This window comes from Methyloversatilis sp. S146-33 (genome assembly GCF_059552495.1).
This window is the reverse complement of record NZ_JCANOT010000026.1, coordinates 106,107-130,983: the sequence shown is the minus strand read 5'-3', so window position 1 is coordinate 130,983 and position 24,877 is coordinate 106,107. Positions and strand designations below refer to the sequence as shown.

Sequence of the window (24,877 nt, the reverse complement as noted above, 5' to 3'; positions counted from 1 at the left end):
AGACCGCGTTGCGTCATCCACAGCATCTGTGGACAAACTTGTTAGCGAAAGATGTATAGACGCCGCAATCGCGCGCGGGAGGCCGGTGTCAACGGTGTTGCCTATTTATTGGGCAGCGGTGACGAAATAGTTTTCGCGCGATGTCGCGCTACGTCGTGCGGGCGGACCGGCGGGCGACGCCTTGCTTCCGGCACGTCCTCTAATCAGGGCCGCGCGCACCGAGCAGTTCGTCGTGGTTCTCGGCCACCATTTCCTCGTAGCCGGTGAGCGGGTCGATCTCGCGGCGGATTTCCCAACCGCTGGCGATGCCGAGCACCAGTTCCATCGTCGTGCGCACGATGCTGCCGGCAAGCAGATGACCGCCGGTCACCTGTCCGTGCGCGTCGGCCACCGACAGGTGCAGATGTACGCCGTGCGCGCTGAGGGTGCCGGACAGCGTGAGCAGTTCGCTGTCGCCGTCGATCACCGTCGGCGTATCCCGCCCGGCCAGCCGCAGCATGGCCGGCGACAGGCTGCCGACCGCCGACAGCACGAAGGCGGCGCCGAGGTCCTGCCGCTTCGCCCATTGTTCAAGACTGCGCCGCAGGTCGTCGCCCGGGCGCAGGCGCTCGATGTGTACGGTCATCATTCCAGCGCTCCTCAGCCGAAGGGCCGCACGCCGATCAGCGCGCCGTGCAGCCAGAACGCGAACACGGTCCAGCCGGCAACCCCGGCCAGCACCACCTTCAGGTCGCCGGCCGCCGAGCCGGGCGGCACCGGCAAATGTGCCTCGCGCCGACGCAGCAGCGTGAAGGACAGCACCGCCCACACGAGGAAGCTGCCGAACATGAGCAGGTCGGCCAGCGTGCCATTGGCCAGCAGATGGGCGAAGGCCCAGATCTTCACCGACGCAGCCAGCGGCTGGCGCAGCCGGGCAGCGATGCGCGAACCCGGCAGCAGCGAAGCCGCCAGCAGCACGAACGAAGGCAGCATCAACAGCGCAGCGGCGTGGCGCGACCACACCGGCGGTATCCACAGCCACAGCGGCTCCGCCCGCGCTTCGCCATAGCCCCAGATCAGCAGCACCAGGCCAACGAGCGAAGCGCCCGAATGCAGCAGGCGCCAGCGCATCGCGCCGTGGCGCGCAATCACCTGCTCGCGCAGGCCGGGCGCCACCAGCCGCAATGAGTGCACACCGATCACCAGCACCAGTCCCGCGATCAACCCGATCATGTCCGTCCTCCTCGACCAGACGCGAGGGTAACCGAAGCGCGCCTGCCGGATTTGTCCTACACGCGCCCACCGCGACGGATGACAGGCGCACACTCGGCCGCTGCCCATACTGGGTTCGTGTCATGCAGACGGAGATACCCATCATGACTGGTCGCTTGCTGCTGTCGGCACTGGCCGGCGCACTGACCGTGATCGCCCTGCTCGCCGCCTATGAACTGGGGCGCACCGGACGTATCGACGCGTCACCGTCGGGTGCCGCCGTCGCGCTGTCGTCGCTGGACGGCCGCGAAGTGTTCGACACCGAGGGCGCGACCGTGGGCGTGGTGGAACAGACCATCTCGGCCCGCCACGGCGAACGCTCCGCCCGTTACGCCATGGTGCGCATCTCGCGCGGCAGTGACGCGGGTCTGCGTCTGGCGGTACCGGATTACCGGCTGCAGCCGGTCGAGGACGGACTGATGCTGACGCTGGACGTCGATGAAGAGGGCGACTTCCAGCCGACGGTTGCGCAGCTGCGCAACCGCACCTGAATCCCACACTGAACGACAGGAGACGACGATGAACAGACTGATCACCCTGATGCTGATGTGCGCTGGCCTCGCGCTGGCAGGCTGCAACACGATCGCAGGCGCCGGCAAGGACATCGAATCCGGCGGCGAGAAGGTCCAGGACACCGCCCGCGACGTCCAGCAAAAGATGTAGTCCTGCTGTTGATGCTGTTGAAGTAGCTGCTCCGTTTCACTCCTCCTTGCGCTCGCCCGGTCCGCTCGCGGAACCGGGCGTTTTTTTGACGCGCGGTCAGCGGAGAGGGCGGGTGGCGGTCGGTGCGACGCCGGACTCCTGGTACTCGACGTCGCCGTCCTTCGCCCACACCCAGTGCGGCTCGCCGGCCGGCGCTTCGTAAATGGCACCCGCCGGCACCGCCACCACGGCGGTCTCGTCGACGCGCTCACCGAAGCCGACGTACAGCGTACCGCTCAGCACTGTCGTGTAGCGGGTGTCCGGATGGGTATGCGGCGGAAAGCGACCGCCCGCCGCCAGGCGCACGCGCAGCAGGTAGGGGCCGGTGCCGTGTTCCGAACCGACCAGCCAGGCGGCCTTCAGCGCCGGAACCGTCGGCGGGCTGAACCAGGTGGCCTGCTCCGGCCGCAGCGGTTGGGGCGGGGTCTGTGCCGCGACCGCGCCACTCAGCAGGGCAACGGTCAGCGCGATCATCGCTCCATGCATCGATGGCTCCTTACTGCTGCGCGCGATCGGTGCGCAGCGGCGTATGGACGTTGTGCCGCGCGCGCTCGTTCTCGGCCGCATCAAGTGCCGCGGCCGCCAGCCGGCGGCCATAGTCGATCAGCGACGCAGCCAGATGGAATTCGTGAAACTGGCAGGTGTTCTTCGGCACGCTGATGACGACGTCCGGCCAGAACACCGCGAGGTGCTGGCGGGTGATCGCGGCCTGCATGGTTTCCAGCGAACGCATGAGCACGTCGGACATCGCCAGACCGGTCTCGACCGGCTTGGCGTCGCCGTTGCCGCCCGGCAGATAGCCGCGCAGCCGCGCCAGCAGCCCGGGAGACACTTCGGCCGGCAGCTTCTGCAGCGGCGGCGGCTCGACCGATTCGCCATTCAGGTCGACCACGACGGTGAGATCGGTCAGCGTGCGCTGGGTCGGCGCCACCGGCACCGGATTGAGCAGGCCGCCATCGACCAGCGTGCGGCCGCGGTAGGCGTGCGGCGTGAAGATGGACGGCACGGCGAACGAGGCACGCATCGCTTCGAACAGCGGGCCGTCGGTGAACCACACTTCACGCCCGCGTTCGATATCGACCGCCACCGCGGTGTAGTCCAGCGGCAGGGTTTCGATGTCGCAGTCGCCGATCAGCTCGCGCAGCCTTGTCATCAGCACCGTGCCACGGATCAGGCCGCCGCCGGAGAAGGTCCAGTCGAGCAGGCGGAACACGTCGGACTGGGCAAGGCCGGTCACCCACTGTTCGTAGGCGTCCAGCCCGCCGGCGGCATGGACGCCACCGACCACCGCGCCCATCGACGAACCGGAAATGGCGCGGATGTCGTAGCCACGGGCCAGCAGTTCGCGGATGACGCCGATGTGCGCGAGGCCGCGGGCGCCACCGGAACCGAGCACGAGGGATACGGTTTTCTTCAGTTCGCTCATCGGCCGCAGTGTAGCGCCGCGCGGCTCACCGGCTACGCGGACTTGCCGGCGATATCGAGGCAGGTCAGATGCAGCCGCAGGTCGAACTCGTACTGGTGGTAGCGCGGCTCCATGTGCTCGCACAATGCGTAGAAGCTCTTGTCGTGCTCGCGCACCTTGAGGTGGGCCAGTTCATGCACGACGATCATCTTCAGGAATTCCGGCGCGCAGTCGCGGAACAGCGTGGCGACGCGGATTTCGCGCTTGCTCTTGAGCTTCGCACCCTGCACCCGCGAAATCGTGGTCTGCGTGCCGAGCGCCTTCGCCACCAGTCCGAGGCCGCTGTCGTAAGCGACCTTGGCGACCGGCGGCGCGGTGCGCAGGTGGCGGTTCTTCAGTTCGAGCACGTAGTCGTAAAGCGCGGAGTCGCTGCGTACGTCGTGACGCTCCGGGTAGCGCACGCGCAGGGTTTCGGCCAGCCGGTCCTGCTCGATCAGCGTACGCACCTGGTCCTGGATGTGAGCCGGATAGGCCGACAGGTACTTCAATGTCGTCATCAGGCGACCTGGTTGGCCGCGGTGCGCGGGCGCTCGGCCGCCAGCACGCGCTCGGCGTCGAGCGACGAGATGGCGATGCGGGTGTCGGCCGGTATCGCACCGGCCAGCTGCAGCGCCATGTAACGGCCGCAGCACACGCGCAGGAAGGAGGTGAAGTTGGCCGGCAGCAGGTGGGCGCCGTCGCCACCGCCCGCCTCGGCCAGTTCGTCGTACAGCTTGGAGATCAGGCGCGGCAGCGTCAGGCCGTCGCGTGCGCCGATCTCTTCGAGTACGTCCCAAAACTGGTTCTCCAGCCGGATGCTGGTGGCGACGCCACGCAGCCGCAGCGAACGGCTGCGCATCACATAAAGTTCGGGGTCGGCGCGGATGAAGATCTGGCACATGGGTGACACCTCCTGCGCCTATTGTAGACAGCGCAGCGGAACGCATGCGCCCCGCTGCGCTGTGGGCTTACTCGATGCGCGTGCCGAGCACCGCGAGGAACTGTGAAATCCACGCCGGGTGCGCCGGCCAGGCGGGTGCGGTGACGAGGTTGCGATCAGTCACCGCACCATCGACAGCGATGTCGGCGTAGCGGCCACCCGCCAGTTCGACCTCGGCGCGGCAGGCCGGGTAGGCCGAACACAGGCGGCCCTCGAGTACCTTGGCGCCGGCCAGCAGCTGGGCGCCGTGGCAGATCGCGGCGATCGGTTTGTCGGCCAGTGCGAAGTGACGGACGATGGCCAGCACCTTGTCGTCCATGCGCAGGTATTCAGGCGCACGGCCACCCGGGATGACCAGCGCGTCGTAGTCCTCGGCCTTCACCGTATCGAACGTGGCGTTCAGCGTGAAGTTGTGGCCGCGCTTCTCGGAATAGGTCTGCTGACCTTCGAAATCGTGAATGGCGGTGGCGATCTGGTCGCCCGCCTTCTTGTCAGGGCACACCGCATGCACGGTGTGACCCACGGCCAGCAGTGCCTGGAAGGGCACCATGATTTCGTAGTCCTCGACGAAATCGCCGGCCAGCAACAGGATTTTCTTCGCCTTCATGTCCGTCCTCCTCGCGTGAAGCGCGCAACGCGCGCAGGTCGCTAACGTGCTACGGACGGCAGGGCACGGGGTGGTATTCCGTTAACACATGAGAGGCGGCGGGCAATGTCTGATCGCCGGCCGTGTCGGGGTCAGAAGACCCCTCCCACAGAAACCCGGCTCTGGCTCCGGGCAGGGATTGCGCGCGCTCCCCTGTGGGAGCGGCCTTGGCCGCGACGCGGCCGCAGCACTCCCAGGGCTTCGATTCAGGCTGCTGTCGGGGTCAGAGGACCCCTCCCCCAGAGTCCCAGGCCGGGGCTCCGGCAGCGCCTCAGTCCTTGAACGCCTCGACCGGGATGTTGATCACCACCGTGTCGCCGATGCCCGGCAGGTACTTGGTCATGCCGAATTCCGAACGCTTCAGGGTGGTCGAGATGTCGGCACCGCACAGCGCCTTCTTGTTGATCGGATGGGTGCCGCAGGCGAAGCCCTTGACGTCCAGACGCACCGGCCGGGTCACGCCGAGCAGCGTGAAATCGCCCTCTGCACCGACCAGCTTGTCGCCTTCGTACATCAGCTTCGTCGACTTGAAAGTCATGTTCGGAAACTTCTCGACGTTGAAGAAATCCTCGCCGCGCATGTGCTTGTCCCAGGCTTCGAGGCCCATGTCGACCGAAGCGCTGTCGATCGTGACCTCGATGCTGCCGCTCTTCTGCGCCGGCACCAGCATGATCTTGCCGGTCACGTTGTTGAAACGGCCGCGCTGCGTCGAGAAGCCGAGGTGGTTGACCTCGAACACCGGAAAGGTGTGGCGGCTGTCGATGGTGAAGCTATCGGCGGCCATCGCGCCGGCGGTCATGGACAGGCCGGCGAATGCGCCGAACAGGGCAACAGCAATCTTCTTCATGCAGGAACTCCTTCTTATTGATGTACGGGCGCGCAGCAGTCGGGCGCGTCCGGGGGATTACTTGCCGGCGACAGCGAGCCGGAAGCGGATCTGCACCTCATCGGCGACCACCGAGGTGTCACCCCAGGCGCCGGTGCCGACGCCGTAGTCAAGGCGCTTGAGCGGGAAACTGCCCTCGAGCACCGCACCGGCACCCTCCGGTTTCAGCGTGAAGGGCGCGGCCACCTCTCGCGTCTTGCCCTTGATACTCATCTGGCCGCGCACTTCGAACCTGTTGTTGCCCAGCGGCTTGACCGAGGTGGACACGAAGCGTGCCGTCGGAAACTGCTTCACGTCGAACCAGTTCTTGCCCTTCACCTCGTCGTTGGCTTCCGGGCCACCGGCATCAATGGACGCCAGTTCGATGTCCAGCGTGGCCTTCCCGGCCTCGGGTTTGGTCGGATCGAAATCAAGCGTGGCGGCAAACTTGCGGAAGGTGCCGTCGACCGACACCCCCATCTGCTGCGACACGAAGGCCAGCGAACTTTTCTCGGGCAGCACACGGCTGTAGGTGCCGGCCGCCAGCGCCGGCAAGGCCAGCGCCAGACCCGCAGCGATCACGGTCGACCGGCACACGGCCGTGAAATTCGGGAAGGTCATGAGCTCTCCATATAAGTCGCACACCGTTGTTGATGCGCGATGACGGGAAAAATTCCGCGGCGGCAGTCAGCCCTCGCGTGCGGCAAGCCGGCTTTCAAGATCGGCAACGCGCGCTTCCAGCGCCTCGAGCTGGGCGCGGGTGCGGGCCAGCACCTCTTTCTGCACGTCGAATTCCTCGCGCGTAACCAGATCAAGGCGGGAAAACATCGCGCTGGCCATCGCCTTGGCGTTCTTTTCCAGATCGCGGGCCGGGCTGGCGGCGATCAGTTCGGAAAAACGGCTGGACAGCTCTTCGAGCATCTTGGGATTGAGCATGGCGACCTCCTGCAGTTAGGGATTCAACGCAGCGCCCCGGCGGGACGCCGACGCGACGTGCGCTCGCCGCGCATTGTGCCGGCAAGCAGCAGCCGGCGCGACCATCGCGGCGGCGTCATTCATGACATCGCGGTGCATTTCCGGGCATGCGGGCACCGAATTCGCGCACGGAATGTAAGGCCATGTATTCACGCACCGACTTGGTGCGAGTCGGATTTGGCGCGCGTGAACTTGGGGCAAGGCCGTTGCATGGATCACGGCGCCGCTGTGGGACACGATCACAAATCATTGAAATAATTGATGTTTGCTTGCTGGCACGGTCCGTGCAATGGAGGCTGAGCAGTTTTCCCTAACATCAAGGAGTGAACACTCATGCAAAAGACTCTGATCGCCGCCGCCCTCGCCAGCGCGCTGGCCGTACCCGCCTTCTCCGTCCATGCCGAAGAGCCGGCCAGCCCGCACACCTTCACCGGCAACGTCGGTCTGTTCAGCCAGTACGTGTTCCGCGGCATCAGCCAGACCAATGAAGACATCGCACTGCAGGGCGGCTTCGACTACTCGCATGCCAGCGGCTTCTACATCGGTACCTGGGCTTCGAACATTTCGTGGCTCAAGGATGCACCGGCGGGTGTGGATCCGGCCTACTCCAGCTCCAGCATGGAAATCGACGTCTACGGTGGCTACAAGTTCGCAGTGACCGAAGACATCGGCATGGACGTCGGTATCCTGCAGTACATCTATCCGGGCGATCGCAACCCCGGCATAACCAAGGCCGACACGACCGAAGTCTATGTTGCGGCCAGCTGGAAGTTCCTGTCGGCCAAGTACTCGTACAGCCTCGGCGACACCTTCGGCGTGAACAACGCGGACGGCACGTGGTATCTGGACCTGCAGGCCAACTACCCGATCACCGACGCGCTGACGCTTAACCTGCACTACGGCATCCAGGAATTCGATGGCTCGAACGCTGGCGTCAAGAACGACTCCTTCGCCTCGTACGAAGACTGGAAGATCGGCCTGTCCTACGCGCTGCCGCAGAGCTTCACCGTCGGCGCCTTCTATACCGACACCAGCATGAACAGCACGGAAAAGGCCTTCTACACCAATCTGAAGGGCAAGTACCTCGGCGACGACCAGTACGTCGTATTCGTTTCCAAGACCTTCTGATTCACACAAACGCTTCGCGGCATCTGCCAGGGGAATGTCATGAAACTAGTCACTGCCATCATCAAGCCGTTCAAGCTTGACGAAGTGCGTGAGGCGCTGTCCGCCATCGGCGTGCAGGGCATCACCGTCACCGAGGTCAAGGGTTTCGGTCGTCAGAAAGGCCACACCGAGCTGTATCGCGGTGCCGAGTACGTCGTCGATTTCCTGCCGAAGGTGAAGATCGAAGCGGCGATCAGCGACGAGCTGGTCGATAGCGTCGTCGAAGCCATCGAAAAATCCGCCAGCACCGGCAAAATCGGCGACGGCAAGATTTTCGTATTCGATCTCGAACAAGTCGTCCGCATCCGCACCGGTGAAACCGGCGTCGATGCGCTTTAAGGGAGAACGGGAGATGAAGCGCTTTTTGAGCATCCTGTGCGCAACGCTGGCCATCGGCCTGGCAGCGCCTGTCATGGCAGAAGACCCCCCGGCAGCGCCAGCGGCAGTGGTCGACGCCGCCCCCGCGGCTGAGCCAGCTGCCGCCCCCGAGGCCGCCCCGGCCGCGGCGGAAGCGGCCCCGGCTGAAGCGGCGCCTGCGCCCACGATCAACAAGGGCGATACCACCTGGATGATGCTGGCCAGCATCCTCGTCATCATGATGGCGGTTCCGGGTCTGGCGCTGTTCTACGGCGGCCTGGTGCGTTCGAAGAACATGCTGTCCATCCTGATGCAGGTGATGACCGTGTTCTCGCTGATCGTCGTGCTGTGGTTCGTTTATGGCTATTCGCTGGCCTTCACTGCCGGCAACCCGTTCATCGGTACGCTGGACAAGCTCTTCCTGAAGGGCGTGACGACCGAATCGCTGGGCGCGACCTTCAGCAAGGGTGTGTACATCCCGGAACTGATCTTCGCCGCCTTCCAGTCGACCTTCGCCGGCATCACCGCCGCGCTGATCATCGGCGCCTTCGCCGAGCGTGTGAAGTTCTCGGCCGTGCTGCTGTTCTCGGTGCTCTGGTTCACGTTCAGCTACATCCCGGTCGCTCACATGGTGTGGTACTGGGACGGCCCCGACGCGATCACCTCGGCTGAGACGCTGGCGACCGTCACCGGCAACGCGGGCTTCCTGTGGGCCAAGGGCGCTCTGGACTTCGCCGGCGGCACGGTGGTGCACATCAACGCCGGTGTGGCCGGTCTGGTCGGTGCCTACATGGTCGGCAAGCGCGTGGGCTACGGAAAGGAATCGATGGCTCCGCACTCGCTGGTGATGACCATGGTCGGCGCCTCGCTGCTGTGGGTGGGCTGGTTCGGCTTCAACGCCGGTTCCAACCTGGAAGCCAACGGCACCGCCGTGCTGGCGTTCGCGACGACGCTGGTCGCCACCGCTGCCGCGACCGTGTCGTGGCTGATGGGCGAGTGGATCCTCAAGGGCAAGCCGTCGATGCTGGGTGCAGCATCGGGTGCGGTGGCCGGTCTGGTTGCCATCACCCCGGCCTGCGGCTTTGTCGGCCCGATGGGTGCCCTGGTGATCGGCCTGCTGTCCGGCGTGGTCTGCCTGTGGGGTGTGAATGGCCTGAAGCACATGCTCGGCGCTGACGACGCGCTCGACGTGTTCGGCGTGCATGGCGTGGGCGGCATCCTCGGCGCCATCCTGACCGGCGTATTCGCTTCGCCCTCGCTCGGCGGCACCGGTGTCTATGACTACGTCGCCAACGGCGTGGCCGAAGGCTACGACATCATGGGTCAGGTGATCACCCAGGCCACCGCAGTCGGCGTGACCATCCTCTGGACCGCCATCGTCTCCTTCATCGCCTTCAAGCTGGTCGACATCTTCATCGGCCTGCGTGTGCCGGAAGACGAAGAGCGCGAAGGTCTGGACGTGACCGCGCACGGCGAAACCGCCTACCGCCTCTGATACGAACACTCCTCTAGCAATGGTTCGGGCGCCTTCGGGCGCCCGTTTTTTTTGTGCGTGCGCCTTGTCTCCGAATCCCCGGCCGGCGCGTGCTGTCGGTCGCCAGCCAGGCATACGCGTTGATCGATCTCGTGCCCGACCCGCGGTTGCGGGTTAGCATCATGACCCCTGCCGCCATCGGCGCCGCGGGGACGGCAACGAGGGCGCCCGCCGTGGCGCCCCGGATTGAACGAGGACACCGCACGTGAACACCTTTGCCCTGCGCAGCATGGCTGCGCTGATCGCCCTGGGCGCGAGCACCTTCGCCGCTGCGCAGGAGGACAGCTTCCCCGCGGAGGAACGCGCACGGCTGCGCGACCAGGCCGCTGCGCTGAAACAGCAGGCACGCACGCAACAGGAAGCCGCCCGCATCGCGCGCGACGAGGGCTATGCGGCCTGCTGGCAGCGCACGCTGGTGTCGTCCTGCATCGAGGACACCGACGAAGCCTATCGCCGCAGCCTCGGAGAGGCCCGCAAGCTGGAGATCCAGGCCAGCGACATCGAACGCGACATGCGTACCCGCGCCGCCGAAGTGCGCCGCGCAGAAAAGCAGCGCGCGGCCGAAGCGCGCCGGGACAAGTCGATCGAAATGAGCGTCAAAACGCGCGAACAGGAGGCGCAGCGGGCACAGGATGCGGCCGCTCGCGCCGACAAGGACGCCGAAATGGCGGCCCAGGCCGAGGCGCGCGAACGCGCTCAGGCAGAGCGCGACGCCGCGCAGGCGGCCAAACGCAAGCGCGAGGACGCGCGCGCCGCCGAGCGCGCCGCCGAACAGCGGCGCAAGGCGGCGAAGATCGACGAGCGCGTGCAGAAGCGCGAGGAGGAACGTGCCAGGCGCGAAGCCGAAGCGGCGGCGAAGGAAACCGCCACGGAAGGCGGCGCCAAGCCCTGATCAGTTCGACGTATGGTGACCGCCGGGCGCTGCGTGATGCGTACCGGACGCAGCATGGTGATGCAGCGCGGCGTGATCCGGTTCGTGCGGCAGCCGATGACCGACCCACTGCGGCAACAGCGAACCGACCACCATGCCGACCATGCTGACGGCCAGGCCGATCAGCTGCGGCGGTACCAGGCTCGCTTCACCGACCAGAATCTCGATCAGCAGCCATGACATCAACCCGCCGATGATGGCCGCCAGCGCGCCCTGGGTCGTCGCGCGCTTCCAGAACGCACCGAAGAACAGCGGCACGAAGGCGCCGGCCAGCGTCACCTTGTAGGCGTTCTCGACCATGCCGAAGATGCTGGTTTCCGAATTGAGCGCGACCAGCAGCACGACGCTGGCGAAACCGACGATGGCGCCGCGCATCACGAACAGCAGCTGACGGTCGCTCATGCGCGGGTAGAAGCCCTTCACGATGTTCTCGGCGAAGGTGACCGAGGGCGCCAGCAGCGTCGCCGACGAGCAGCTCATGATGGCCGACAGCACAGCGCCGAAGAACAGGATCTGCGCGATCAGCGGCGTGTGCTGCATCACCAGCGTCGGCAGCACGCGCTGCGAATCCTCCTCGATCAGCGCGCCGAAGGTGGCCGGGTCGATCAGCGTCGCCGAGTAGGCGATGAACATCGGCACGAAGCAGAAGCAGAAGTAGATCGAGGCGCCGAGCACCGAGCCGCCAACGGCCACTTTGGCACTCTTCGCCGAGGTGACGCGCTGGAACACGTCCTGCTGCGGAATCGAACCCAGCATCATGGTGAGCCAGGCACCGATGAAGGTGATCCACAGCCAGGGGTCGGCGGGCGGGAAGAAATCCAGCTTGCCGGCCGCCGACGCGTGTTCGATCACCGGCGCCACGCCGCCGGTCAGGCCGCTGATGATGTACGCGATGTAGAGCAGGCCGCCCATCGACACCGCCATCTGCACGAAGTCGAGGATGGCCACCGAGAACATGCCGCCGAAGGTGGTGTAGGTGAGCACGATGACCGCGCCCAGCACCATGCCCGCCTCCTGGCTCACGGCGCCGTTGGTCACCATGAAGAAGATGAGGCCCATGGCCTTGATCTGCGCCGCAACCCAGCCGAGGTAGGACACGACGATGCACATCGAGGTGATCGCCTCCACCGTGCGGTTGTAGCGCATGCGGTAGTAGTCGCCGACGGTCAGGATGTTGAGCTTGTACAGCTTCGAGGCGAAGAAGAAGCCGGCGATGATGAGGCACATCGACGAACCGAAGGGGTCGGCCACCACGCCGCCCAGGCCTTCGGTGACGAACTGCGCCGACACGCCGAACACCGCCTCGGCGCCGAACCAGGTGGCGAACACGGTGGCGGTGACGACCGGCAGCGGCAGGCTGCGCCCGGCGACCGCGAAGTCCTTCGCGTTATGAACGTTCTTCGACGCGTACAGGCCGATGCCGACCGACACCATCAGATAGAGCACTACGAACCAGATCAGCATGAACGCCCCGGCGGAACATTGCGCGGCGCGGCACGACGCCGCGCGAGCGCAATGATAGCGGCGCGCAAACGCTGATGGGCAAAGGAAAGCGGCTGTTTTTCGATCAGGCCGAAAGTGGATAGGGCGAGGCGGCCGGCAGCGCCGTATCGGCCACCATTTCGAGCACCACGCGCCCCTCGACCCGCAGGCCGGACAGATGGATGTGCAGATGGGTGACCAGCGCGTTCTGCAGCGATTCGTCGACGCCGAAGCCGCAGTCGCGCGACGACAGCGCGACGCGCGGCTGCGTCGCCTCGACCTTCCAGCCAAAGGCGCCGGCGAGGCCGCCGCTGCAGGCATCGATGACGATGCTGCCGGCTTCGGCCAGCGCGTCCTGTTCGAGTTCGGACAGTTCGTCGGCCACGTCGGCGAGGCCGAGCATGCGGCGCACGATGAGCAGCGCGCCCTCCTCCGGCAGCGCCAGCAGCGCTTCGGCCGCCTGGCCATCGGCGGTACGCATGCGCTGCGCAACCACGCACAGGCGACCGCCGCTGAATTCGTCGAGCGCGCACAGGCTGCGCTGCAGCGACTCGCGGTCGGCCAGCGCGACATGCGAAACCGACATGCCGACGCGTTCGGACACGATCTGCGAAAAGGTCATCGCCGCGCCGCGCACCGAACGGGTCATCGACCCGGCCAGCGCGCCAAGGCGTGTGGGGTGCGCCGGCGTCATCGCGCGTCCTCCCGGCGGGACGCCGTGCGGCCGCGATGCGTATCTAGCGTATCTACCGTGGTCGTTTTCATCGTTGTGATCTCGCGGCATGAAGGATCACTAACGACGGTGCGGGCGCTGACTTGAGGGCGCCGCTTCGGGTGTTCTTCCCGACCGTTGCAGACGTGCTGCCGATGCGTCCTACAGACCGGCGGCGATGCGCCAGATCTCCAGACCAATCAGCACGGCGACCAGCGCGCTCAGTATGCGCAGCCAGCGCAGCTGGCGACGGCTGCGGCGCTCGATGATGATGGGGTCGTGCAAGGCGTCGTGGGCGGCGGCCTGGCTCAGTACGCGGTGCGCCAGGCGCGGCAGTTCGGGCATCGTCAGCGCCCAGCCCGGTGCCTCCTCGACCAGCTTGCGGCGCAGCGCGCGCCAGCCCATCTGCTCGCTCATCCAGCGCTCGAGGAAGGGCTTGGCCGTCTTCCACAGGTCCAGTTCCGGATCGAGCTGGCGGCCCAGGCCTTCAATGTTGAGCAGGGTTTTCTGCAGCATCACCAGCTGCGGCTGGATTTCGACATTGAAGCGGCGCGACACCTGGAACAGGCGCAGCAGCGTGCGGCCGAACTCGATCTCCTTCAGCGGCTTGTCGAAGATGGGTTCGCAGACGGCGCGGATCGACGCCTCGAATTCGTCCACCCGGGTGCCGCGCGGCACCCAGCCGGCGTCGACGTGCGCCTGTGCGACGCGCTTGTAGTCGCGCTGGAAGAAGGCGAGGAAGTTCTGCGCCAGGTAATTCTTGTCGACGTCGGTCAGCGTGCCCATGATGCCGAAGTCGAGCGCGATGTACTGGCCATCGGGCGCGACGAAGATGTTGCCCGGGTGCATATCGGCGTGAAAGAAGCCGTCGCGGAACACCTGGGTGAAGAAGATCTCGACGCCGGCGCGCGACAGCGCGGCCATGTCCACCCCCTGGGCGCGCAAGGCATCGACCTGCGAGATCGGCAGGCCGTACATGCGCTGCATCACCATCGCGCCGGGACCGCAGTAGTCCCAGTACACCTCGGGCACGGCGAGCAGCGGCGAATCGCGGAAATTGCGGCGCAGTTGCGAACAGTTCGACGCCTCGCGCATCAGATCCAGCTCGTCGCCGAGGTGCTTGGAAAACTCCGCCACCACCTCGCGAGCCTTCAGCCGGCGGCCTTCCGACCACACGCGTTCGAGCAGCGTGGCGGCGGTTTCCATCAGCGCGATGTCGTTGGCGATGACGTGCTCGATGCCCGGTCGCAGCACCTTGACCGCGACATCCTCACCGGTCGGCAGCACCGCAAAATGCACCTGGGCGACCGAGGCCGACGCCACCGGCTGTGTTTCGAAGCTGCGGAAAACCTGCGCCAGCGGCTTGCCGTAGAAGGCCTCCAGCCGGGCGATCGCCTGTTCCGACGGAAAGGGCGGCACGCGATCCTGCAGCTTGGCCAGCTCGTCCGCCAGATCGGGCGGCAGCAGGTCGCGCCGCGTCGACAGCATCTGGCCGAACTTGACGAAGATCGGGCCGAGCGCCTCCAGCGCCTGGCGCAGACGGACCGCGCGCGGCGCGTCGAAGCGGCGGCCGAGCCGGGTGACGCGCAGCAGACCGGCGAAACGCAGCTTGCTGCCGGCGTCGATCAGCATCTGGTCGAGCCCGAAACGCAGGCTGACGGTGACGATCTTGAGCAGTCGCAACCAGCGCATCGGTTCAGCCCTTCACCGCGGGCAGCGGATCGGCAGGGGTCGGACGGGCGGCGTGAAACGTCATGTTGCTAAATTCGGCAGCGGCGCGGGAGCGCGCACTGTACAAGAAGGCCTGCCGCCCCGGAAGCCGCGCGCGGCGGGCCTCCACGGGCTCGCGTTATACTTCGCGGTCTTCAAACGCTTCTGCGCTTCGCGCCCTCGTTCCATTCATGACCCCCGAACTGCGCCAGGAACTGACCCGTCTGCTGCATGCCTCGCTCGCCAGCGTGGCACCTGACCTCGCCGCGCCCGACATCATCCTCGATCGCCCGAAGCAGGCCGCGCATGGCGACCTCGCCTGCAACGTGGCGCTGCAGCTGGCCAAGGCGCTGAAGCAGAATCCGCGCGTGATTGCCGAACGCATCGTGCGCGAACTGCCGCCATCCACCGTGATCGAGCGTGCCGAGGTGGCGGGTGCGGGCTTCATCAACTTCTTCTTCAGCGCCGCGGTGAAGCAGGCCATCGTCGGCCGCATCCTCGCCGAACGCGAACGCTACGGGCGCTCGGACAGCGGCGCTGGCCGGAAGGTGCAGATCGAATTCGTGTCAGCCAACCCGACCGGCCCGCTGCACGTCGGCCACGGCCGGGGCGCGGCTTACGGCTCGGCGCTGTCCAATCTGCTGGAGGCCGCAGGCTACGCGGTGACGCGCGAGTTCTATGTGAACGACGCTGGCCGCCAGATGGACATCCTGGCCGTGTCGGTATGGCTGCGCTACCTCGAAACCCAGGGCACCGCCGTCAAGTTCCCGGCCGACGGCTACCGCGGCGACTATGTGCGCGACATCGGCTCCGAACTGTTCGTGCAGCAGGGCACCCGTCTGAACCGCCACACCGCCGACCTGCCCGATGCCTCGGAACCCGGGGACACCGCCGACGCCCAGCTCGACGCGCTGATCGCTGCCGCCAAGAAATCGCTCGGCGACGACTGGTGGACGGTGCACCGCTTCGCGCTCGACGCGATGCTGGCCGACCAGCGCAACGACCTCGGCGAATTCCGCGTGCACTACGACGTGTGGTACTCGGAACAGTCGCTGCACACCAACGGCGCGGTCGATCGCGCGGTCAAGCGGCTGCAGGACGCCGGCCACATCTACGAACAGGACGGCGCGCTGTGGTTCCGCTCCACCCATTTCGGTGACGAGAAGGACCGCGTGGTCCGCCGCGACAATGGCGCGTACACCTATTTCGCGTCCGACATCGCCTACCACGCCGAGAAGTTCGCCCGTGGCTTCGACCTGGTGATCGACGTGTGGGGTGCCGATCACCACGGATACATCCCGCGGGTGAAGGGTGCGCTGGCCGCACTGGGCGAGAACCCGGACAAGCTGGAAATCGCGCTGGTGCAGTTCGCCGTGCTCTACCGCGGCGGCGAGAAAGCGGCCATGGGTAAGCGCTCGGGCGATTTCGTCACGCTGCGCGACCTGCGCGCGGAAGTCGGCAACGACGCCGCCCGCTTCTTCTACGTGCTGCGCAAGAGCGACCAGCACCTCGATTTCGACCTCGATCTGGCCAAGTCGGAATCGAACGACAACCCGGTCTATTACATCCAGTACGCGCATGCGCGCATCTGCTCGGTCATCCGCGAGGCGGTCGCCAACCACGCGCTCGACGTGTCGCTGCTGCAGGGCGTGCCGGTGGACAGCCTGTCCGGCGAGAAGGAACTGCTGCTGGCACAGCGCCTGGCCGAATTCCCGGACGTGATCACGGCGGCGGTCGCCGACCGCGCCCCGCACTCGGTTGCCTTCTACCTGCGCGACGTGGCGTCGGACTTCCACGCCTTCTACAACGCCTCGCGCATGCTGGTCGACGATCTGGCCATGCGCGAAGCCCGCCTTGCGCTGGCGGCGGCCACCCGGCAGGTCATCGCCAACGGCCTCGCCCTGCTCGGCGTGTCCGCCCCGGAAACGATGTAAATGGCCAAGGCCCCCGCGAAGAAATCATCTGCACGCAAGAGCCGCGGCGGCACCGTGGTCGGCATCTTCATCGGCCTGGTGCTCGGTGTGGTGCTGAGCGCAGGCGTCATGTGGTACATCAACGGCTCGTCGTTGCCGTTGCAGGTGCGCGGCAGCGCGCCGCCACCGGCGCAGCCGCCGACCGAGCCGGCCGCACTGCCGGGCAAGCCCGGCGACAAGGCCCCCGCGAAGCCACGCTTCGACTTCTACGAAACCCTGCCCGGCAACACGCCGGCACCGGCCACCGCGCCGGAGGCAAAGCCGGCGTCTGTCGCGGAGCAACCGGCAGCCGCACAGCCGCCGGCGTCGCTGCTGCTGCAGGCAGGCGCTTTCTCGTCGGAAGAAGAAGCGGACAACCTGCGCGCCCGTCTTGCGTTGATCGGTCTGGAATCTTCGGTGCAGAAAGGTACGGTGCCCGGCAAGGGCACGCTGTACCGGGTGCGCCTGGGGCCCTTCGCCAACGCGGAAGACATGCAGCGCGTACGCGCTGACCTTGCACAGAACGGAATCGACGCGTCGATTGTCCGATGACGTCGATTCAGAATAAGGAGACAGCATGAAATTCGGATTCAAAGCCCTTGCCGCGCTGGCCGTCGCCGGCTTCATGTCCATCGGCACGGCCACCGCCGCGCCGCTGACCGACAAGGACTACCGTGAAATCAAGCCGGCGCAGTCCACCGAGCCGGGCAACAAGGTCGAAGTGATCGAGTTCTTCTGGTACGGCTGCCCGCACTGCTTCGACCTCGAGCCGACGCTGAAGAAGTGGCTGGCCAAGCTGCCAGCCGACGTCACCTTCAAGCGCGTACCGGCGATCTTCCGCCAGTCCTGGGTGGCCGGCGCGCAGACCTACTACACGCTGGAAACCATGGGCGAACTGGATCGCATGCACGGCAAGGTGTTCGACGCCATCCACGTGGATCGCCAGGCCTTCAATGACATCGGCACCATCGCGACGTGGATGAGCAAGAACGGCATCGACGGCAAGAAGTTTGAAGACACCGCCAAGTCCTTCGCCGTGTCGGGCAAGGTGCAGCGCGCACAGCAGATGAGCGCCGCTTACCAGCTGACCGGCGTGCCGGCGCTGGTGGTCGATGGCAAGTACATCGCGCTGGGCAACAGCTTCGACGGCATGCTCGCCAACCTCGACGCGCTGATCGACCGCGCCCGCGCCGAGCGCGCCGCTGCCGGCAAGAAGTGAAGCCGGACGGTTCGACGATGACGACGGGTGCCCATGTGGCACCCGTTGTTTTTTTGACCGGCGCATCGACCGGCATCGGCGAGGCGCTGGCGCGCCATTACGCGGCACAAGGCGCCACACTCGGTCTGGTCGCGCGCCGCGCTGAGCTACTCGAAAAGGTGACGGCCAGCCTGCCGGGCCGGCACCTGCATTACGCCGCCGACGTGCGCGACACCGACGCGCTGCGCGCCGCGGCCGAGGATTTCATCGCCCGCGTCGGCGTGCCCGACATCGTGATCGGCAACGCCGGCGTATCGGTCGGCACGCTGACCGGCGAACAGGAAGACCTGCCCGCGTTCGAGGCGGTGTTCGACATCAACGTGCTGGGCCTGGTGCGCACCTTCGCGCCCTTCGTGAAACCGATGCAGGCGCGCAGCTCGGGCACGCTGGTGGGCGTCGCCTCGGTCGCCGGCATCCGCGGCCTGCCCGGCGCCGGCGCCTACAGCGCGTCGAAGGCGGCGGCGATCAGCTACCTGGAAAGTCTGCGCGTTGAACTGCGCGGCAGCGGCGTGCGGGTGAAGACGCTGTGCCCCGGCTACATCGACACGCCGATGACCGAGAAGAACCCCTACCCGATGCCCTTCATGCTCGAAGCGGCCGACGCCGCCGAACGCTTCGCCCGCTTCATCGACGGCCCGCGCAGCTATGCCGTCATCCCGTGGCAGATGGGCATCGTCGCCAAGTTGATGCGACTGCTGCCCAATCCCGTGTATGACGCGCTGGCGGCGAAGTCGGGGCGCAAGCCGCGCGGCACGCTGTAGGTCGTACGTGCCGGCGGTGCGCTCCGAACAAACTTGGCCACATGATCTGGCTATGTTAGCTTTGAACCCAACATGAAGCTCGGGGCCGTGTCATGCAGGTCAATATTCTTGAAGCAAAGAACCGCCTGTCGGAACTGATCAAATCAGCTCAGGCCGGCGAAGAGGTGGTGATTGCCAACCGCGGTCAGCCGGTAGTGAAGCTGGTGCCCGCGGAGGCGCCCACGGCCGCAACCGGGCAGTGCATCATGGCCTGGCTCGAAAGCAACCCGCTGCCGGAGCACGCGCGGCGCAGCCATGAACAGATCGAGTCGGCGCTGCGCGAGGAGCGCGCGGCGTGGGACTGATCTACCTCGATAGCTGTCTCGTCATCTACGCCTTCGAGACCGATCCGGTATTCGGCGCCCGCACACGCGCAGCGCTGGCCGCCTCGCCGACGCAACAGTTCGCCGTATCGCCCTTGGTGAAGTTCGAATGCCTCGTAGGTCCCATGCGCAGCGCAAATCTGGTGCTGCAGCAGCATTACGAGGAAGGGCTCGGACAGTTTGTCCTGCTGCCCGCGACGGAAGAGGTCTTCCTGCGGGGTGCAGCTCTGCGCGCCCGTTTCGGCCTGAAAACGCCGGACGCACTGCACCTTGCCGCCGCCCAGATTCACGGCTGCGACGAACTCTGGACGAATGACGACAGGCTCGCAGCCGCGGCCGGCCGCCTCGCCCGCAACATATTCGCTTGAGCGGCACCGGTGCCGTGCGTCGCGCTCAATCAGCCCGTGATCACGACCACAGCGCGTGAAAGTGATGCACCGGCCCACGACCTGAACCGACGTTCAGCTCACCGGCGGCAGCCAGCGCGGCATTGAGATAGTCCTTCGCCCGGCGCACCGCGCTCACCACGTCTTGGGTCGGCAGCAGCGCTGCCGCAGCGGCAGCCAGCGTGCAACCGGTACCGTGATCGCGGGTGGTGTTGATGCGCTGCGCCGGCAGTTCGAGCGTGCCATCCGGACCGCCCAGCAGATCGGTACTGTGCGGCGCACGCAGATGTCCGCCCTTCAGCAGCACCCACTGCGGCCCGAGCGCGCGCAGCGCGGTCAGCATGTCGCGCATGTCGTCCAGCGACTGCGGCGGCGGGCGGTCGAGCAGCACCGCCGCTTCCGGCAGATTGGGCGTGATCAGCGTAGCCAGCGGCAGCAGCTCGTCGCGCAACGCAGCCACCGCGTCCGGCAGCAGCAGATGGTCACCGCTCTTGGCCACCATGACCGGATCGACCACCACCGGGCAGCGCGCATGCCGCCGCAGCCGCTCAGCCACCACGCGGGCGATCGCCGCGTTGGCGATCATGCCCACCTTCACCGCATCGACCCGCACGTCGTCGAACACCGCGTCGATCTGTGCGCCGACAAAATCTGGCTCCAGCGCAACGAAACTGCGCACCCCGCAGGTGTTCTGCGCCACCACCGCGGTGATCGCACTCATGCCGTAGGCACCGAGCGCGGAAAAGGTCTTGAGGTCGGCCTGTATGCCGGCGCCGCCGGTCGGGTCGGTGCCGGCGATGGTGAGGATGTTGGAGATCATGGCGGTCCCTCGGGACGCGCACTCGCTGTCACGCCACTTTCGCAAACGCCGCCTTCGCCCGCGCCACCGTCTGCGCGACGTCGTCCTCGCTGTGCGCACCCGACACGAAGCCGGCTTCGAAGGCCGACGGCGCGAGGTAGACGCCGGCGTCCAGCATGGCGTGGAAGAAGCGGTTGAAGCGTTCGCGGTCGGACTGCATCACTTCGGCGTAGCTCCTCGGGCAGCCGTCGCGGAAGTAGAGGCCGAACATGCCGCCGACCGACTGGGCGGAGAAGGTGACGCCGGCATCCTTCGCGGCAGCGACCAGGCCGTCGCAGAACTGCTTGGTGCGGGCGGCGAGGCGGTCGTGGAAGCCGGGAGCGTTGATCAGTTCCAGCGTCTTCAGGCCGGCGGCGACGGCGACCGGGTTGCCGGACAGCGTGCCGGCCTGATAGACGGCGCCCAGCGGCGCGATGGCGGACATGATGTCGCGCCGGCCGCCGAAGGCGCCGACCGGCATGCCGCCACCGATCACCTTGCCCAGCGTGGTCAGGTCAGGCGTGATGCCGAACAGCCCCTGGGCGCCGACCGGGCCGACGCGGAAGCCGGTCATCACCTCATCGAAGATGAGTACCGAACCGTATTTCGTGCACAGCGCGCGCATCGCGTCGATGAATTCGCGGCTCGGCACGATGAGGTTCATGTTGCCGACCACCGGCTCGACGATGACGCAGGCGATGCGGTCGCCGTGGTTGCGGAAGCAGTCTTCGAGTTGCTGCACGTCGTTGTAGTCGAGCACCAGCGTGTGCTTGGCGAAATCGTCCGGCACGCCGCCCGAACTGGGGTTGCCGAAGGTGAGCGCGCCGGAGCCGGCTTTCACCAGCAGACTGTCGGCGTGGCCGTGGTAGCAGCCTTCGAACTTGACGATGGCGTCGCGGCCGGTGAAGCCGCGCGCCAGCCGGATGGCGCTCATCGTCGCTTCGGTGCCGGAACTGACCAGACGCACCTGCTCGATCGACGGCACGCGCGCGCGCAGCGTTTCCGCCATCACGATTTCCGCTTCGGTCGGCGCGCCGAACGAGAGGCCGCCGACGGCCGCCTCCTGCACTGCGCGGATCACGTCCGGGTGCGCGTGGCCGACGATGGCCGGGCCCCAGGAGCCGACGTAGTCGATGTATTCCGCGCCGTCGGCGTCCCACAGCCGGCTGCCCAGGCCGCGGGTGAAGAAGCGCGGCGTGCCGCCGACCGAGCGGAAGGCGCGCACCGGCGAATTGACGCCGCCCGGAATGCTGCGCTGGGCGCGTTCGAAAAGTTGTTCGTTGCGGGTGCTCATGGGGAATTCCTTCAGAAAAGCTTCGCGTAGGTGCGGGCGCGCGCGGCGATGTCGGGCGCGTCGAACAGGTCGGACACCACGGCCAGCAGATCGGCACCGGCGGCGATCAGTTCCGGCGCACGCGCCAGCGTGATGCCGCCGATGGCGCAGCGCGGCAGGCCGAGGTCGGCCACTTCGGCGAAACGGCCGATCGAGGCCGGCGGTGCAGCCGGCTTGGTGCTCGAGGCATACATCGAGCCGAAAGCGACGTAATCGGCGCCGTCACGCGCGGCGGCCCGGGCCAGCGCCGGGTCGTCGTAACAGGACACCCCGATCAGCGCGTCACGGCCGAGCGCCTTGCGCGCCTGCGCAGGCCCGCCGTCGTCGCGACCGACGTGCACGCCGTCGGCGCCGCAGGCCTTCGCCAGTTCGATGTCGTCGTTGATGACGAACAGCGCGCCGCAGACCGTGGTGATGGCGCGCAACGCGTCGGCGTCGGCGCGCCGTCGCTGGGCATCAGCGGATTTGTTTCGGTACTGCAGCACGACCGCGCCGTTGCCGCAGGCGGCCTCGGCCGCGCGGTACAGCGCGGCGCCGCTCAGCGCTTCCGGCGTGACCGCGTACAGGCCGCGCAGCGGCTTACGCGTCATCGTCGGACTCCCGGTCGGCGGTCGCGGCATTGTGTTCGCGCAGGAAGAAGAAGCGGTCCGGCAGGTGCTGGCCCATGCCCGGCCGGAAACCGGCCTGCAGCGTGCGCCATGTGTACTCCTGCGCGGCGTGCGCCGCTTCGCCGACATCCAGGCCGTGCGCCAGCCAGGCGGCGAGCGCCGATGCCAGCGTGCAGCCGGAACCGTGGTAGCTGCCGGGCAGGCGGTCCCACTCGTCGCGGCGGATGACGCCGCTGCGCCCGTACAGCACGTTGGCGACACGAGCGGTCGATTCGTGCGTGCCGGTCAGCAGCACGTGACCGCAGCCGGCGGCGATGAGCTGACGCGCGCACTGTTCGAGCGTCGGCGATACGGTGCGTCGTCCGTCGTCGTCCTCGTCAGTGTCGTCGTCGTCCTCGTCGGCGAAATCATCGCCGTCGTCGTCGTCCTCGTCGTCGGCCTGCGCCAGACGACGGGCTTCGAGACTGTTCGGCGTCAGCACGGTGGTCAGCGGCAGCAGCAGTTCCTGCAGCGCGATCACCATGTCCTCGTCGGCGAGCTCGTCGCCACGGCCGGACGACAGCACCGGATCGAGCACCACCGGTACGTCGGGGTAGTCGGAAATGATTTCGGCGATGGCGGCGATGTTCTCGATGCTGCCCATCACGCCGATCTTGAACGCCGCGACCGGCATATCGGCGAGCAGCACGCGCGCCTGATCGACCAGCAGGTCGTCGTCCATCGGCACGACCTCTTCGACGCCCGCACTGTCCTGCACCGTGACGGCCGTCACGACCGTCAGCGGATGGCAGCCCAGGGCCGACAGCGTCATCAGATCGGCCTGCATGCCGGCCCCGCCAGTGGGGTCGGTCGCCGAAAAACACATGACAAGCGGAGGATGCGCCCGCACATCAGAATTGACCATAAAGCGCGCGCCCGGATTGTCGTTACAGATGGTTAATTACGGTAATATCGACCGGATTCTAACAAACCAACCTGCCATGAGTTCCACTGTCACGGCCGAATTCCAGACTTACATGTGTCTCATCTGCGGCTTCATCTACGACGAAGCCGCCGGTCTGCCGGAAGAGGGTATCCCCCCCGGCACCCGCTGGGCGGACGTTCCGCCCAACTGGACCTGTCCCGAGTGCAGCGCACGCAAGGACGATTTCGAGATGGTCCAGATCTGAAACACGCATCGGTTGCGGACCTGTCGGGCCGGTGCATCCGCCTCATGAAGACCAACCGGATGCCGTCGCCGCGCAGTCCTGCGGCAGAACGGCGTGCGGACAACAGGGGAGAACATCTTGGCTGAATCGGGTGGCAATACCGGCGTCAAGGTGATGGTGATCGACGACAGCAACACCATACGCCGCAGTGCCGAAATCTTCCTGGTCCAGGCCGGGTATCAGGTGGTCCTTGCCGAGGATGGCTTCGACGCCCTGTCGAAAATCAGCGACCACCACCCCCAGGTCATCTTCTGCGACATCATGATGCCGCGCCTCGACGGTTACCAGACCTGCGCGCTCATCAAGAAGAACCCCCGTTTTGCCGCTACTCCCGTCGTGATGCTTTCGTCACGCGACGGCCTGTTTGACCGCGCACGCGGTCGGATGGTCGGCTCGGACGAATATCTCACCAAGCCCTTCACGAAGGACAGCCTGCTGCAGGCGGTGTCGCGTCACGCGCGCAACGGCGCTGACTGAGACGCCTTACACCGTATCCACCGAACGCGGAGCCGACGATGGCGATCAAGCGCATCATGGTGGTGGACGACTCGCCCACCGAACGCCATGTTCTGAACGACTTCCTGACCCGCAAGGGCTTCGAGGTCATCATCGCCGAGAACGGCGAACAGGCCATCGAGAAGGCCAAGGCCGAGAAGCCCGACCTCATCCTGATGGACGTGGTGATGCCGGGCATCAACGGCTACCAGGCCACGCGCACGATCACCCGCGACGACAGCACGCGCGACATCCCGGTGATCATGTGCACCAGCAAGGATCTGCCGACCGACCGCATCTGGGGCATGCGCCAGGGTGCGCTCGACTACATGGTCAAGCCGGTCAATCTGGAAGAACTGCTTGGCCGCATCACCCAGCTCGGCGCGGCGAACAACGATGGCTAAGCTCTCGCTGCGCGAGTTTCAGGAAGAACTGGCCCGCAAGCTGTCGGACACCTCCGGCGCCACCGGCACGCGCGCGCTGCTCGGCCTGCAGGCCGGCGCCGAGCTGTGGCTGATCGATCTGGCCGAGTCCGGCGAAATCCTGCCGGTGCCGGCGCTCACACCGGTGCCGCTGGCCACCGGCTGGCTGCGCGGCGTCGCCAACGTGCGCGGCGTGCTGTACGCGGTCAGCGACTTTTCCGCCTTTCAGGGCAATGCACCGACCGCGCTGACCGGCGACGCCCGGCTGCTGCTGCCGCATGCCAAGTTCGGCTGCAACAGTGCGCTGCTGGTGTCGCGGGTGCTCGGCCTGCGCGCACTCGACGATTTCGAACCGGCCGACGCGGCACCGGATCCACGGCCCTGGATATCGACGCAGTTTTCCGACACGCAGGGCCGGCTATGGCGCCGCTTCGATCCGCGCAAGCTCTATACCGACGCGCGTTTTCTCGACGTCGCCGCCTGATTGCAGCAGAGGCTGACAGCACACCGTCTTCCAAGAACCGAACAGCCCTCCAGG

The 24,877-nt window shown here is 66.6% G+C and carries 33 protein-coding genes; 16 read left to right on the top strand and 17 right to left on the bottom strand.

Annotation, left to right across the window (positions count from 1 at the left end):
• Positions 1-199: 199 nt before the first annotated feature.
• A complete protein-coding gene (locus tag AC51BJ_RS10110) occupies positions 200-628 on the bottom strand; it encodes a PPC domain-containing DNA-binding protein (RefSeq protein ID WP_496280131.1) in 429 nt (142 codons plus the stop codon).
• Positions 629-639: 11 nt separating this feature from the next.
• The gene (locus tag AC51BJ_RS10105) at positions 640-1,212 is read right to left on the bottom strand and encodes an NnrU family protein (RefSeq protein ID WP_496280130.1); all 573 of its coding nucleotides are present in this window, start codon (positions 1,210-1,212) and stop codon (positions 640-642) included.
• Positions 1,213-1,355: 143 nt separating this feature from the next.
• Here AC51BJ_RS10105 and AC51BJ_RS10100 point away from each other — a divergent pair, with 143 nt between their 5' ends.
• Positions 1,356-1,742: a hypothetical protein gene (locus AC51BJ_RS10100; protein WP_430435546.1), complete on the top strand. Its 387-nt coding sequence runs from the start codon at positions 1,356-1,358 to the stop codon at positions 1,740-1,742.
• 28 nt (positions 1,743-1,770) lie between these two features.
• Entirely contained in the window at positions 1,771-1,914 is a 144-nt protein-coding gene (locus tag AC51BJ_RS10095) for an entericidin A/B family lipoprotein (protein WP_019916159.1), read from the top strand.
• A 96-nt stretch (positions 1,915-2,010) separates the two neighbouring features.
• On the opposite strand, the gene AC51BJ_RS10090 is transcribed toward AC51BJ_RS10095, so the two are convergent.
• The 8 genes from AC51BJ_RS10090 to AC51BJ_RS10055 form a co-directional block, all read right to left on the bottom strand.
• The gene (locus tag AC51BJ_RS10090) at positions 2,011-2,439 is read right to left on the bottom strand and encodes a cupin domain-containing protein (protein WP_496280129.1); all 429 of its coding nucleotides are present in this window, start codon (positions 2,437-2,439) and stop codon (positions 2,011-2,013) included.
• Positions 2,440-2,449: 10 nt separating this feature from the next.
• A complete protein-coding gene (locus AC51BJ_RS10085; protein WP_496280128.1) occupies positions 2,450-3,379 on the bottom strand; it encodes a patatin-like phospholipase family protein in 930 nt (309 codons plus the stop codon).
• Positions 3,380-3,411: 32 nt separating this feature from the next.
• Complete coding sequence (locus tag AC51BJ_RS10080; protein WP_430435549.1) at positions 3,412-3,915, bottom strand: YgjP-like metallopeptidase domain-containing protein; 504 nt, start codon at positions 3,913-3,915, stop codon at positions 3,412-3,414.
• Positions 3,915-4,298 carry a ribbon-helix-helix domain-containing protein gene (locus AC51BJ_RS10075; RefSeq protein ID WP_019916153.1) on the bottom strand — a complete coding sequence of 128 codons (384 nt, stop codon included), beginning with the start codon at positions 4,296-4,298 and terminating at the stop codon, positions 3,915-3,917. The genes AC51BJ_RS10080 and AC51BJ_RS10075 overlap by 1 nt, the downstream gene beginning before the upstream one ends.
• 67 nt (positions 4,299-4,365) lie before the next feature.
• Positions 4,366-4,944 carry a DJ-1/PfpI family protein gene (locus AC51BJ_RS10070; RefSeq protein WP_430435550.1) on the bottom strand — a complete coding sequence of 193 codons (579 nt, stop codon included), beginning with the start codon at positions 4,942-4,944 and terminating at the stop codon, positions 4,366-4,368.
• A 310-nt stretch (positions 4,945-5,254) separates the two neighbouring features.
• The gene (locus AC51BJ_RS10065; protein ID WP_304005678.1) at positions 5,255-5,830 is read right to left on the bottom strand and encodes a YceI family protein; all 576 of its coding nucleotides are present in this window, start codon (positions 5,828-5,830) and stop codon (positions 5,255-5,257) included.
• Positions 5,831-5,887: 57 nt separating this feature from the next.
• Positions 5,888-6,469 carry a YceI family protein gene (locus AC51BJ_RS10060; RefSeq protein ID WP_496280127.1) on the bottom strand — a complete coding sequence of 194 codons (582 nt, stop codon included), beginning with the start codon at positions 6,467-6,469 and terminating at the stop codon, positions 5,888-5,890.
• A 66-nt stretch (positions 6,470-6,535) separates the two neighbouring features.
• Complete coding sequence (locus AC51BJ_RS10055; RefSeq protein ID WP_341422887.1) at positions 6,536-6,784, bottom strand: accessory factor UbiK family protein; 249 nt, start codon at positions 6,782-6,784, stop codon at positions 6,536-6,538.
• 372 nt (positions 6,785-7,156) lie between these two features.
• Between AC51BJ_RS10055 and AC51BJ_RS10050 the strand changes: the two genes are divergently transcribed.
• The 4 genes from AC51BJ_RS10050 to AC51BJ_RS10035 all read left to right on the top strand — a co-directional run bounded on the left by AC51BJ_RS10050 (position 7,157) and on the right by AC51BJ_RS10035 (position 10,773).
• Positions 7,157-7,951, top strand: coding sequence for a TorF family putative porin (locus tag AC51BJ_RS10050; protein ID WP_020166325.1), 795 nt, complete (start codon positions 7,157-7,159; stop codon positions 7,949-7,951).
• A 39-nt stretch (positions 7,952-7,990) separates the two neighbouring features.
• On the top strand, positions 7,991-8,329 hold the full coding sequence (gene glnK, locus AC51BJ_RS10045; protein ID WP_018412627.1) for a P-II family nitrogen regulator: 339 nt from the start codon (positions 7,991-7,993) through the stop codon (positions 8,327-8,329).
• A 13-nt stretch (positions 8,330-8,342) separates the two neighbouring features.
• Positions 8,343-9,842, top strand: coding sequence for an ammonium transporter (locus AC51BJ_RS10040; RefSeq protein WP_496280126.1), 1,500 nt, complete (start codon positions 8,343-8,345; stop codon positions 9,840-9,842).
• Between the two features lie 244 nt (positions 9,843-10,086).
• A complete protein-coding gene (locus AC51BJ_RS10035; RefSeq protein ID WP_430435555.1) occupies positions 10,087-10,773 on the top strand; it encodes a hypothetical protein in 687 nt (228 codons plus the stop codon).
• Here the strand turns inward: AC51BJ_RS10035 and AC51BJ_RS10030 are convergent, their stop codons facing one another.
• From AC51BJ_RS10030 to ubiB, 3 genes are all read right to left on the bottom strand, one after another.
• Positions 10,774-12,276, bottom strand: coding sequence for a high affinity choline transporter 1 (locus tag AC51BJ_RS10030; protein WP_430435556.1), 1,503 nt, complete (start codon positions 12,274-12,276; stop codon positions 10,774-10,776). It abuts the gene before it with no gap.
• Positions 12,277-12,379: 103 nt separating this feature from the next.
• On the bottom strand, positions 12,380-12,988 hold the full coding sequence (locus AC51BJ_RS10025) for a hypothetical protein (protein WP_425763715.1): 609 nt from the start codon (positions 12,986-12,988) through the stop codon (positions 12,380-12,382).
• A gap of 180 nt (positions 12,989-13,168) precedes the next feature.
• A complete protein-coding gene (gene ubiB / locus AC51BJ_RS10020) occupies positions 13,169-14,698 on the bottom strand; it encodes a ubiquinone biosynthesis regulatory protein kinase UbiB (protein WP_496280125.1) in 1,530 nt (509 codons plus the stop codon).
• Positions 14,699-14,907: 209 nt separating this feature from the next.
• Here ubiB and argS point away from each other — a divergent pair, with 209 nt between their 5' ends.
• From argS to AC51BJ_RS09990, 6 genes are all read left to right on the top strand, one after another.
• Positions 14,908-16,650, top strand: a complete 1,743-nt coding sequence (gene argS / locus AC51BJ_RS10015; protein WP_496280124.1) for an arginine--tRNA ligase — start codon at positions 14,908-14,910, stop codon at positions 16,648-16,650.
• Positions 16,651-17,220 carry an SPOR domain-containing protein gene (locus AC51BJ_RS10010; RefSeq protein WP_496280123.1) on the top strand — a complete coding sequence of 190 codons (570 nt, stop codon included), beginning with the start codon at positions 16,651-16,653 and terminating at the stop codon, positions 17,218-17,220.
• A 25-nt stretch (positions 17,221-17,245) separates the two neighbouring features.
• Complete coding sequence (locus AC51BJ_RS10005; RefSeq protein ID WP_304005695.1) at positions 17,246-17,887, top strand: thiol:disulfide interchange protein DsbA/DsbL; 642 nt, start codon at positions 17,246-17,248, stop codon at positions 17,885-17,887.
• Positions 17,888-17,940: 53 nt separating this feature from the next.
• Positions 17,941-18,687: an SDR family oxidoreductase gene (locus AC51BJ_RS10000; RefSeq protein ID WP_430435561.1), complete on the top strand. Its 747-nt coding sequence runs from the start codon at positions 17,941-17,943 to the stop codon at positions 18,685-18,687.
• Positions 18,688-18,779: 92 nt separating this feature from the next.
• Positions 18,780-19,031 carry a type II toxin-antitoxin system Phd/YefM family antitoxin gene (locus AC51BJ_RS09995; RefSeq protein WP_430435562.1) on the top strand — a complete coding sequence of 84 codons (252 nt, stop codon included), beginning with the start codon at positions 18,780-18,782 and terminating at the stop codon, positions 19,029-19,031.
• Positions 19,022-19,417, top strand: a complete 396-nt coding sequence (locus tag AC51BJ_RS09990) for a type II toxin-antitoxin system VapC family toxin (protein WP_430435563.1) — start codon at positions 19,022-19,024, stop codon at positions 19,415-19,417. Before AC51BJ_RS09995 ends, AC51BJ_RS09990 begins: the two co-directional genes overlap by 10 nt.
• Positions 19,418-19,457: 40 nt before the next feature.
• Here the strand turns inward: AC51BJ_RS09990 and thiD (AC51BJ_RS09985) are convergent, their stop codons facing one another.
• From thiD (AC51BJ_RS09985) to thiD (AC51BJ_RS09970), 4 genes are read right to left on the bottom strand one after another with little or no spacing between them, the layout of a single operon-like run.
• Positions 19,458-20,255 (bottom strand): bifunctional hydroxymethylpyrimidine kinase/phosphomethylpyrimidine kinase, encoded by a 798-nt coding sequence (gene thiD / locus AC51BJ_RS09985; RefSeq protein ID WP_496280122.1) that lies wholly within the window; start codon positions 20,253-20,255, stop codon positions 19,458-19,460.
• A 28-nt stretch (positions 20,256-20,283) separates the two neighbouring features.
• Positions 20,284-21,567 carry a glutamate-1-semialdehyde 2,1-aminomutase gene (gene hemL, locus AC51BJ_RS09980; RefSeq protein WP_496280121.1) on the bottom strand — a complete coding sequence of 428 codons (1,284 nt, stop codon included), beginning with the start codon at positions 21,565-21,567 and terminating at the stop codon, positions 20,284-20,286.
• 11 nt (positions 21,568-21,578) lie between these two features.
• Positions 21,579-22,196, bottom strand: coding sequence for a thiamine phosphate synthase (thiE, locus tag AC51BJ_RS09975; protein WP_496280120.1), 618 nt, complete (start codon positions 22,194-22,196; stop codon positions 21,579-21,581).
• A complete protein-coding gene (gene thiD / locus AC51BJ_RS09970; protein ID WP_496280119.1) occupies positions 22,186-23,040 on the bottom strand; it encodes a bifunctional hydroxymethylpyrimidine kinase/phosphomethylpyrimidine kinase in 855 nt (284 codons plus the stop codon). Before thiD (AC51BJ_RS09970) ends, thiE begins: the two co-directional genes overlap by 11 nt.
• Before the next feature lie 154 nt (positions 23,041-23,194).
• Between thiD (AC51BJ_RS09970) and AC51BJ_RS09965 the strand changes: the two genes are divergently transcribed.
• The 4 genes from AC51BJ_RS09965 (at position 23,195) to AC51BJ_RS09950 (ending at position 24,823) form a co-directional block, all read left to right on the top strand.
• A complete protein-coding gene (locus AC51BJ_RS09965; protein WP_019916127.1) occupies positions 23,195-23,383 on the top strand; it encodes a rubredoxin in 189 nt (62 codons plus the stop codon).
• A gap of 117 nt (positions 23,384-23,500) precedes the next feature.
• Positions 23,501-23,899 carry a response regulator gene (locus AC51BJ_RS09960; RefSeq protein WP_020166340.1) on the top strand — a complete coding sequence of 133 codons (399 nt, stop codon included), beginning with the start codon at positions 23,501-23,503 and terminating at the stop codon, positions 23,897-23,899.
• Positions 23,900-23,937: 38 nt separating this feature from the next.
• The gene (locus tag AC51BJ_RS09955) at positions 23,938-24,321 is read left to right on the top strand and encodes a response regulator (RefSeq protein ID WP_019916125.1); all 384 of its coding nucleotides are present in this window, start codon (positions 23,938-23,940) and stop codon (positions 24,319-24,321) included.
• Entirely contained in the window at positions 24,314-24,823 is a 510-nt protein-coding gene (locus AC51BJ_RS09950; RefSeq protein WP_430435568.1) for a chemotaxis protein CheW, read from the top strand. Before AC51BJ_RS09955 ends, AC51BJ_RS09950 begins: the two co-directional genes overlap by 8 nt.
• Positions 24,824-24,877: the final 54 nt, after the last annotated feature.

What these genes read in the sequence shown, in the direction of transcription:
- AC51BJ_RS10065 (WP_304005678.1), bottom strand. Translation starts at nt 5,830, where the DNA reads ATGAAGAAGATTGCTGTTGCCCTGTTCGGCGCATTCGCCGGCCTGTCC.
- AC51BJ_RS09965 (WP_019916127.1), top strand. Translation starts at nt 23,195, where the DNA reads ATGAGTTCCACTGTCACGGCCGAATTCCAGACTTACATGTGTCTCATC.
- thiD (WP_496280119.1), bottom strand. Translation starts at nt 23,040, where the DNA reads ATGCAGGCCGATCTGATGACGCTGTCGGCCCTGGGCTGCCATCCGCTG.
- AC51BJ_RS09950 (WP_430435568.1), top strand. Translation starts at nt 24,314, where the DNA reads ATGGCTAAGCTCTCGCTGCGCGAGTTTCAGGAAGAACTGGCCCGCAAG.
- AC51BJ_RS09955 (WP_019916125.1), top strand. Translation starts at nt 23,938, where the DNA reads ATGGCGATCAAGCGCATCATGGTGGTGGACGACTCGCCCACCGAACGC.
- ubiB (WP_496280125.1), bottom strand. Translation starts at nt 14,698, where the DNA reads ATGCGCTGGTTGCGACTGCTCAAGATCGTCACCGTCAGCCTGCGTTTC.
- AC51BJ_RS10105 (WP_496280130.1), bottom strand. Translation starts at nt 1,212, where the DNA reads ATGATCGGGTTGATCGCGGGACTGGTGCTGGTGATCGGTGTGCACTCA.
- AC51BJ_RS10030 (WP_430435556.1), bottom strand. Translation starts at nt 12,276, where the DNA reads ATGCTGATCTGGTTCGTAGTGCTCTATCTGATGGTGTCGGTCGGCATC.
- AC51BJ_RS10050 (WP_020166325.1), top strand. Translation starts at nt 7,157, where the DNA reads ATGCAAAAGACTCTGATCGCCGCCGCCCTCGCCAGCGCGCTGGCCGTA.
- hemL (WP_496280121.1), bottom strand. Translation starts at nt 21,567, where the DNA reads ATGAGCACCCGCAACGAACAACTTTTCGAACGCGCCCAGCGCAGCATT.
- argS (WP_496280124.1), top strand. Translation starts at nt 14,908, where the DNA reads ATGACCCCCGAACTGCGCCAGGAACTGACCCGTCTGCTGCATGCCTCG.
- AC51BJ_RS10110 (WP_496280131.1), bottom strand. Translation starts at nt 628, where the DNA reads ATGATGACCGTACACATCGAGCGCCTGCGCCCGGGCGACGACCTGCGG.
- AC51BJ_RS10090 (WP_496280129.1), bottom strand. Translation starts at nt 2,439, where the DNA reads ATGCATGGAGCGATGATCGCGCTGACCGTTGCCCTGCTGAGTGGCGCG.
- AC51BJ_RS10080 (WP_430435549.1), bottom strand. Translation starts at nt 3,915, where the DNA reads ATGACGACATTGAAGTACCTGTCGGCCTATCCGGCTCACATCCAGGAC.
- glnK (WP_018412627.1), top strand. Translation starts at nt 7,991, where the DNA reads ATGAAACTAGTCACTGCCATCATCAAGCCGTTCAAGCTTGACGAAGTG.
- AC51BJ_RS09995 (WP_430435562.1), top strand. Translation starts at nt 18,780, where the DNA reads ATGCAGGTCAATATTCTTGAAGCAAAGAACCGCCTGTCGGAACTGATC.
- AC51BJ_RS10060 (WP_496280127.1), bottom strand. Translation starts at nt 6,469, where the DNA reads ATGACCTTCCCGAATTTCACGGCCGTGTGCCGGTCGACCGTGATCGCT.
- AC51BJ_RS10085 (WP_496280128.1), bottom strand. Translation starts at nt 3,379, where the DNA reads ATGAGCGAACTGAAGAAAACCGTATCCCTCGTGCTCGGTTCCGGTGGC.
- AC51BJ_RS10010 (WP_496280123.1), top strand. Translation starts at nt 16,651, where the DNA reads ATGGCCAAGGCCCCCGCGAAGAAATCATCTGCACGCAAGAGCCGCGGC.
- AC51BJ_RS10100 (WP_430435546.1), top strand. Translation starts at nt 1,356, where the DNA reads ATGACTGGTCGCTTGCTGCTGTCGGCACTGGCCGGCGCACTGACCGTG.
- AC51BJ_RS10055 (WP_341422887.1), bottom strand. Translation starts at nt 6,784, where the DNA reads ATGCTCAATCCCAAGATGCTCGAAGAGCTGTCCAGCCGTTTTTCCGAA.
- AC51BJ_RS10070 (WP_430435550.1), bottom strand. Translation starts at nt 4,944, where the DNA reads ATGAAGGCGAAGAAAATCCTGTTGCTGGCCGGCGATTTCGTCGAGGAC.
- AC51BJ_RS10040 (WP_496280126.1), top strand. Translation starts at nt 8,343, where the DNA reads ATGAAGCGCTTTTTGAGCATCCTGTGCGCAACGCTGGCCATCGGCCTG.
- AC51BJ_RS10005 (WP_304005695.1), top strand. Translation starts at nt 17,246, where the DNA reads ATGAAATTCGGATTCAAAGCCCTTGCCGCGCTGGCCGTCGCCGGCTTC.
- thiD (WP_496280122.1), bottom strand. Translation starts at nt 20,255, where the DNA reads ATGATCTCCAACATCCTCACCATCGCCGGCACCGACCCGACCGGCGGC.
- AC51BJ_RS10075 (WP_019916153.1), bottom strand. Translation starts at nt 4,298, where the DNA reads ATGTGCCAGATCTTCATCCGCGCCGACCCCGAACTTTATGTGATGCGC.
- AC51BJ_RS10095 (WP_019916159.1), top strand. Translation starts at nt 1,771, where the DNA reads ATGAACAGACTGATCACCCTGATGCTGATGTGCGCTGGCCTCGCGCTG.
- AC51BJ_RS10025 (WP_425763715.1), bottom strand. Translation starts at nt 12,988, where the DNA reads ATGACGCCGGCGCACCCCACACGCCTTGGCGCGCTGGCCGGGTCGATG.
- thiE (WP_496280120.1), bottom strand. Translation starts at nt 22,196, where the DNA reads ATGACGCGTAAGCCGCTGCGCGGCCTGTACGCGGTCACGCCGGAAGCG.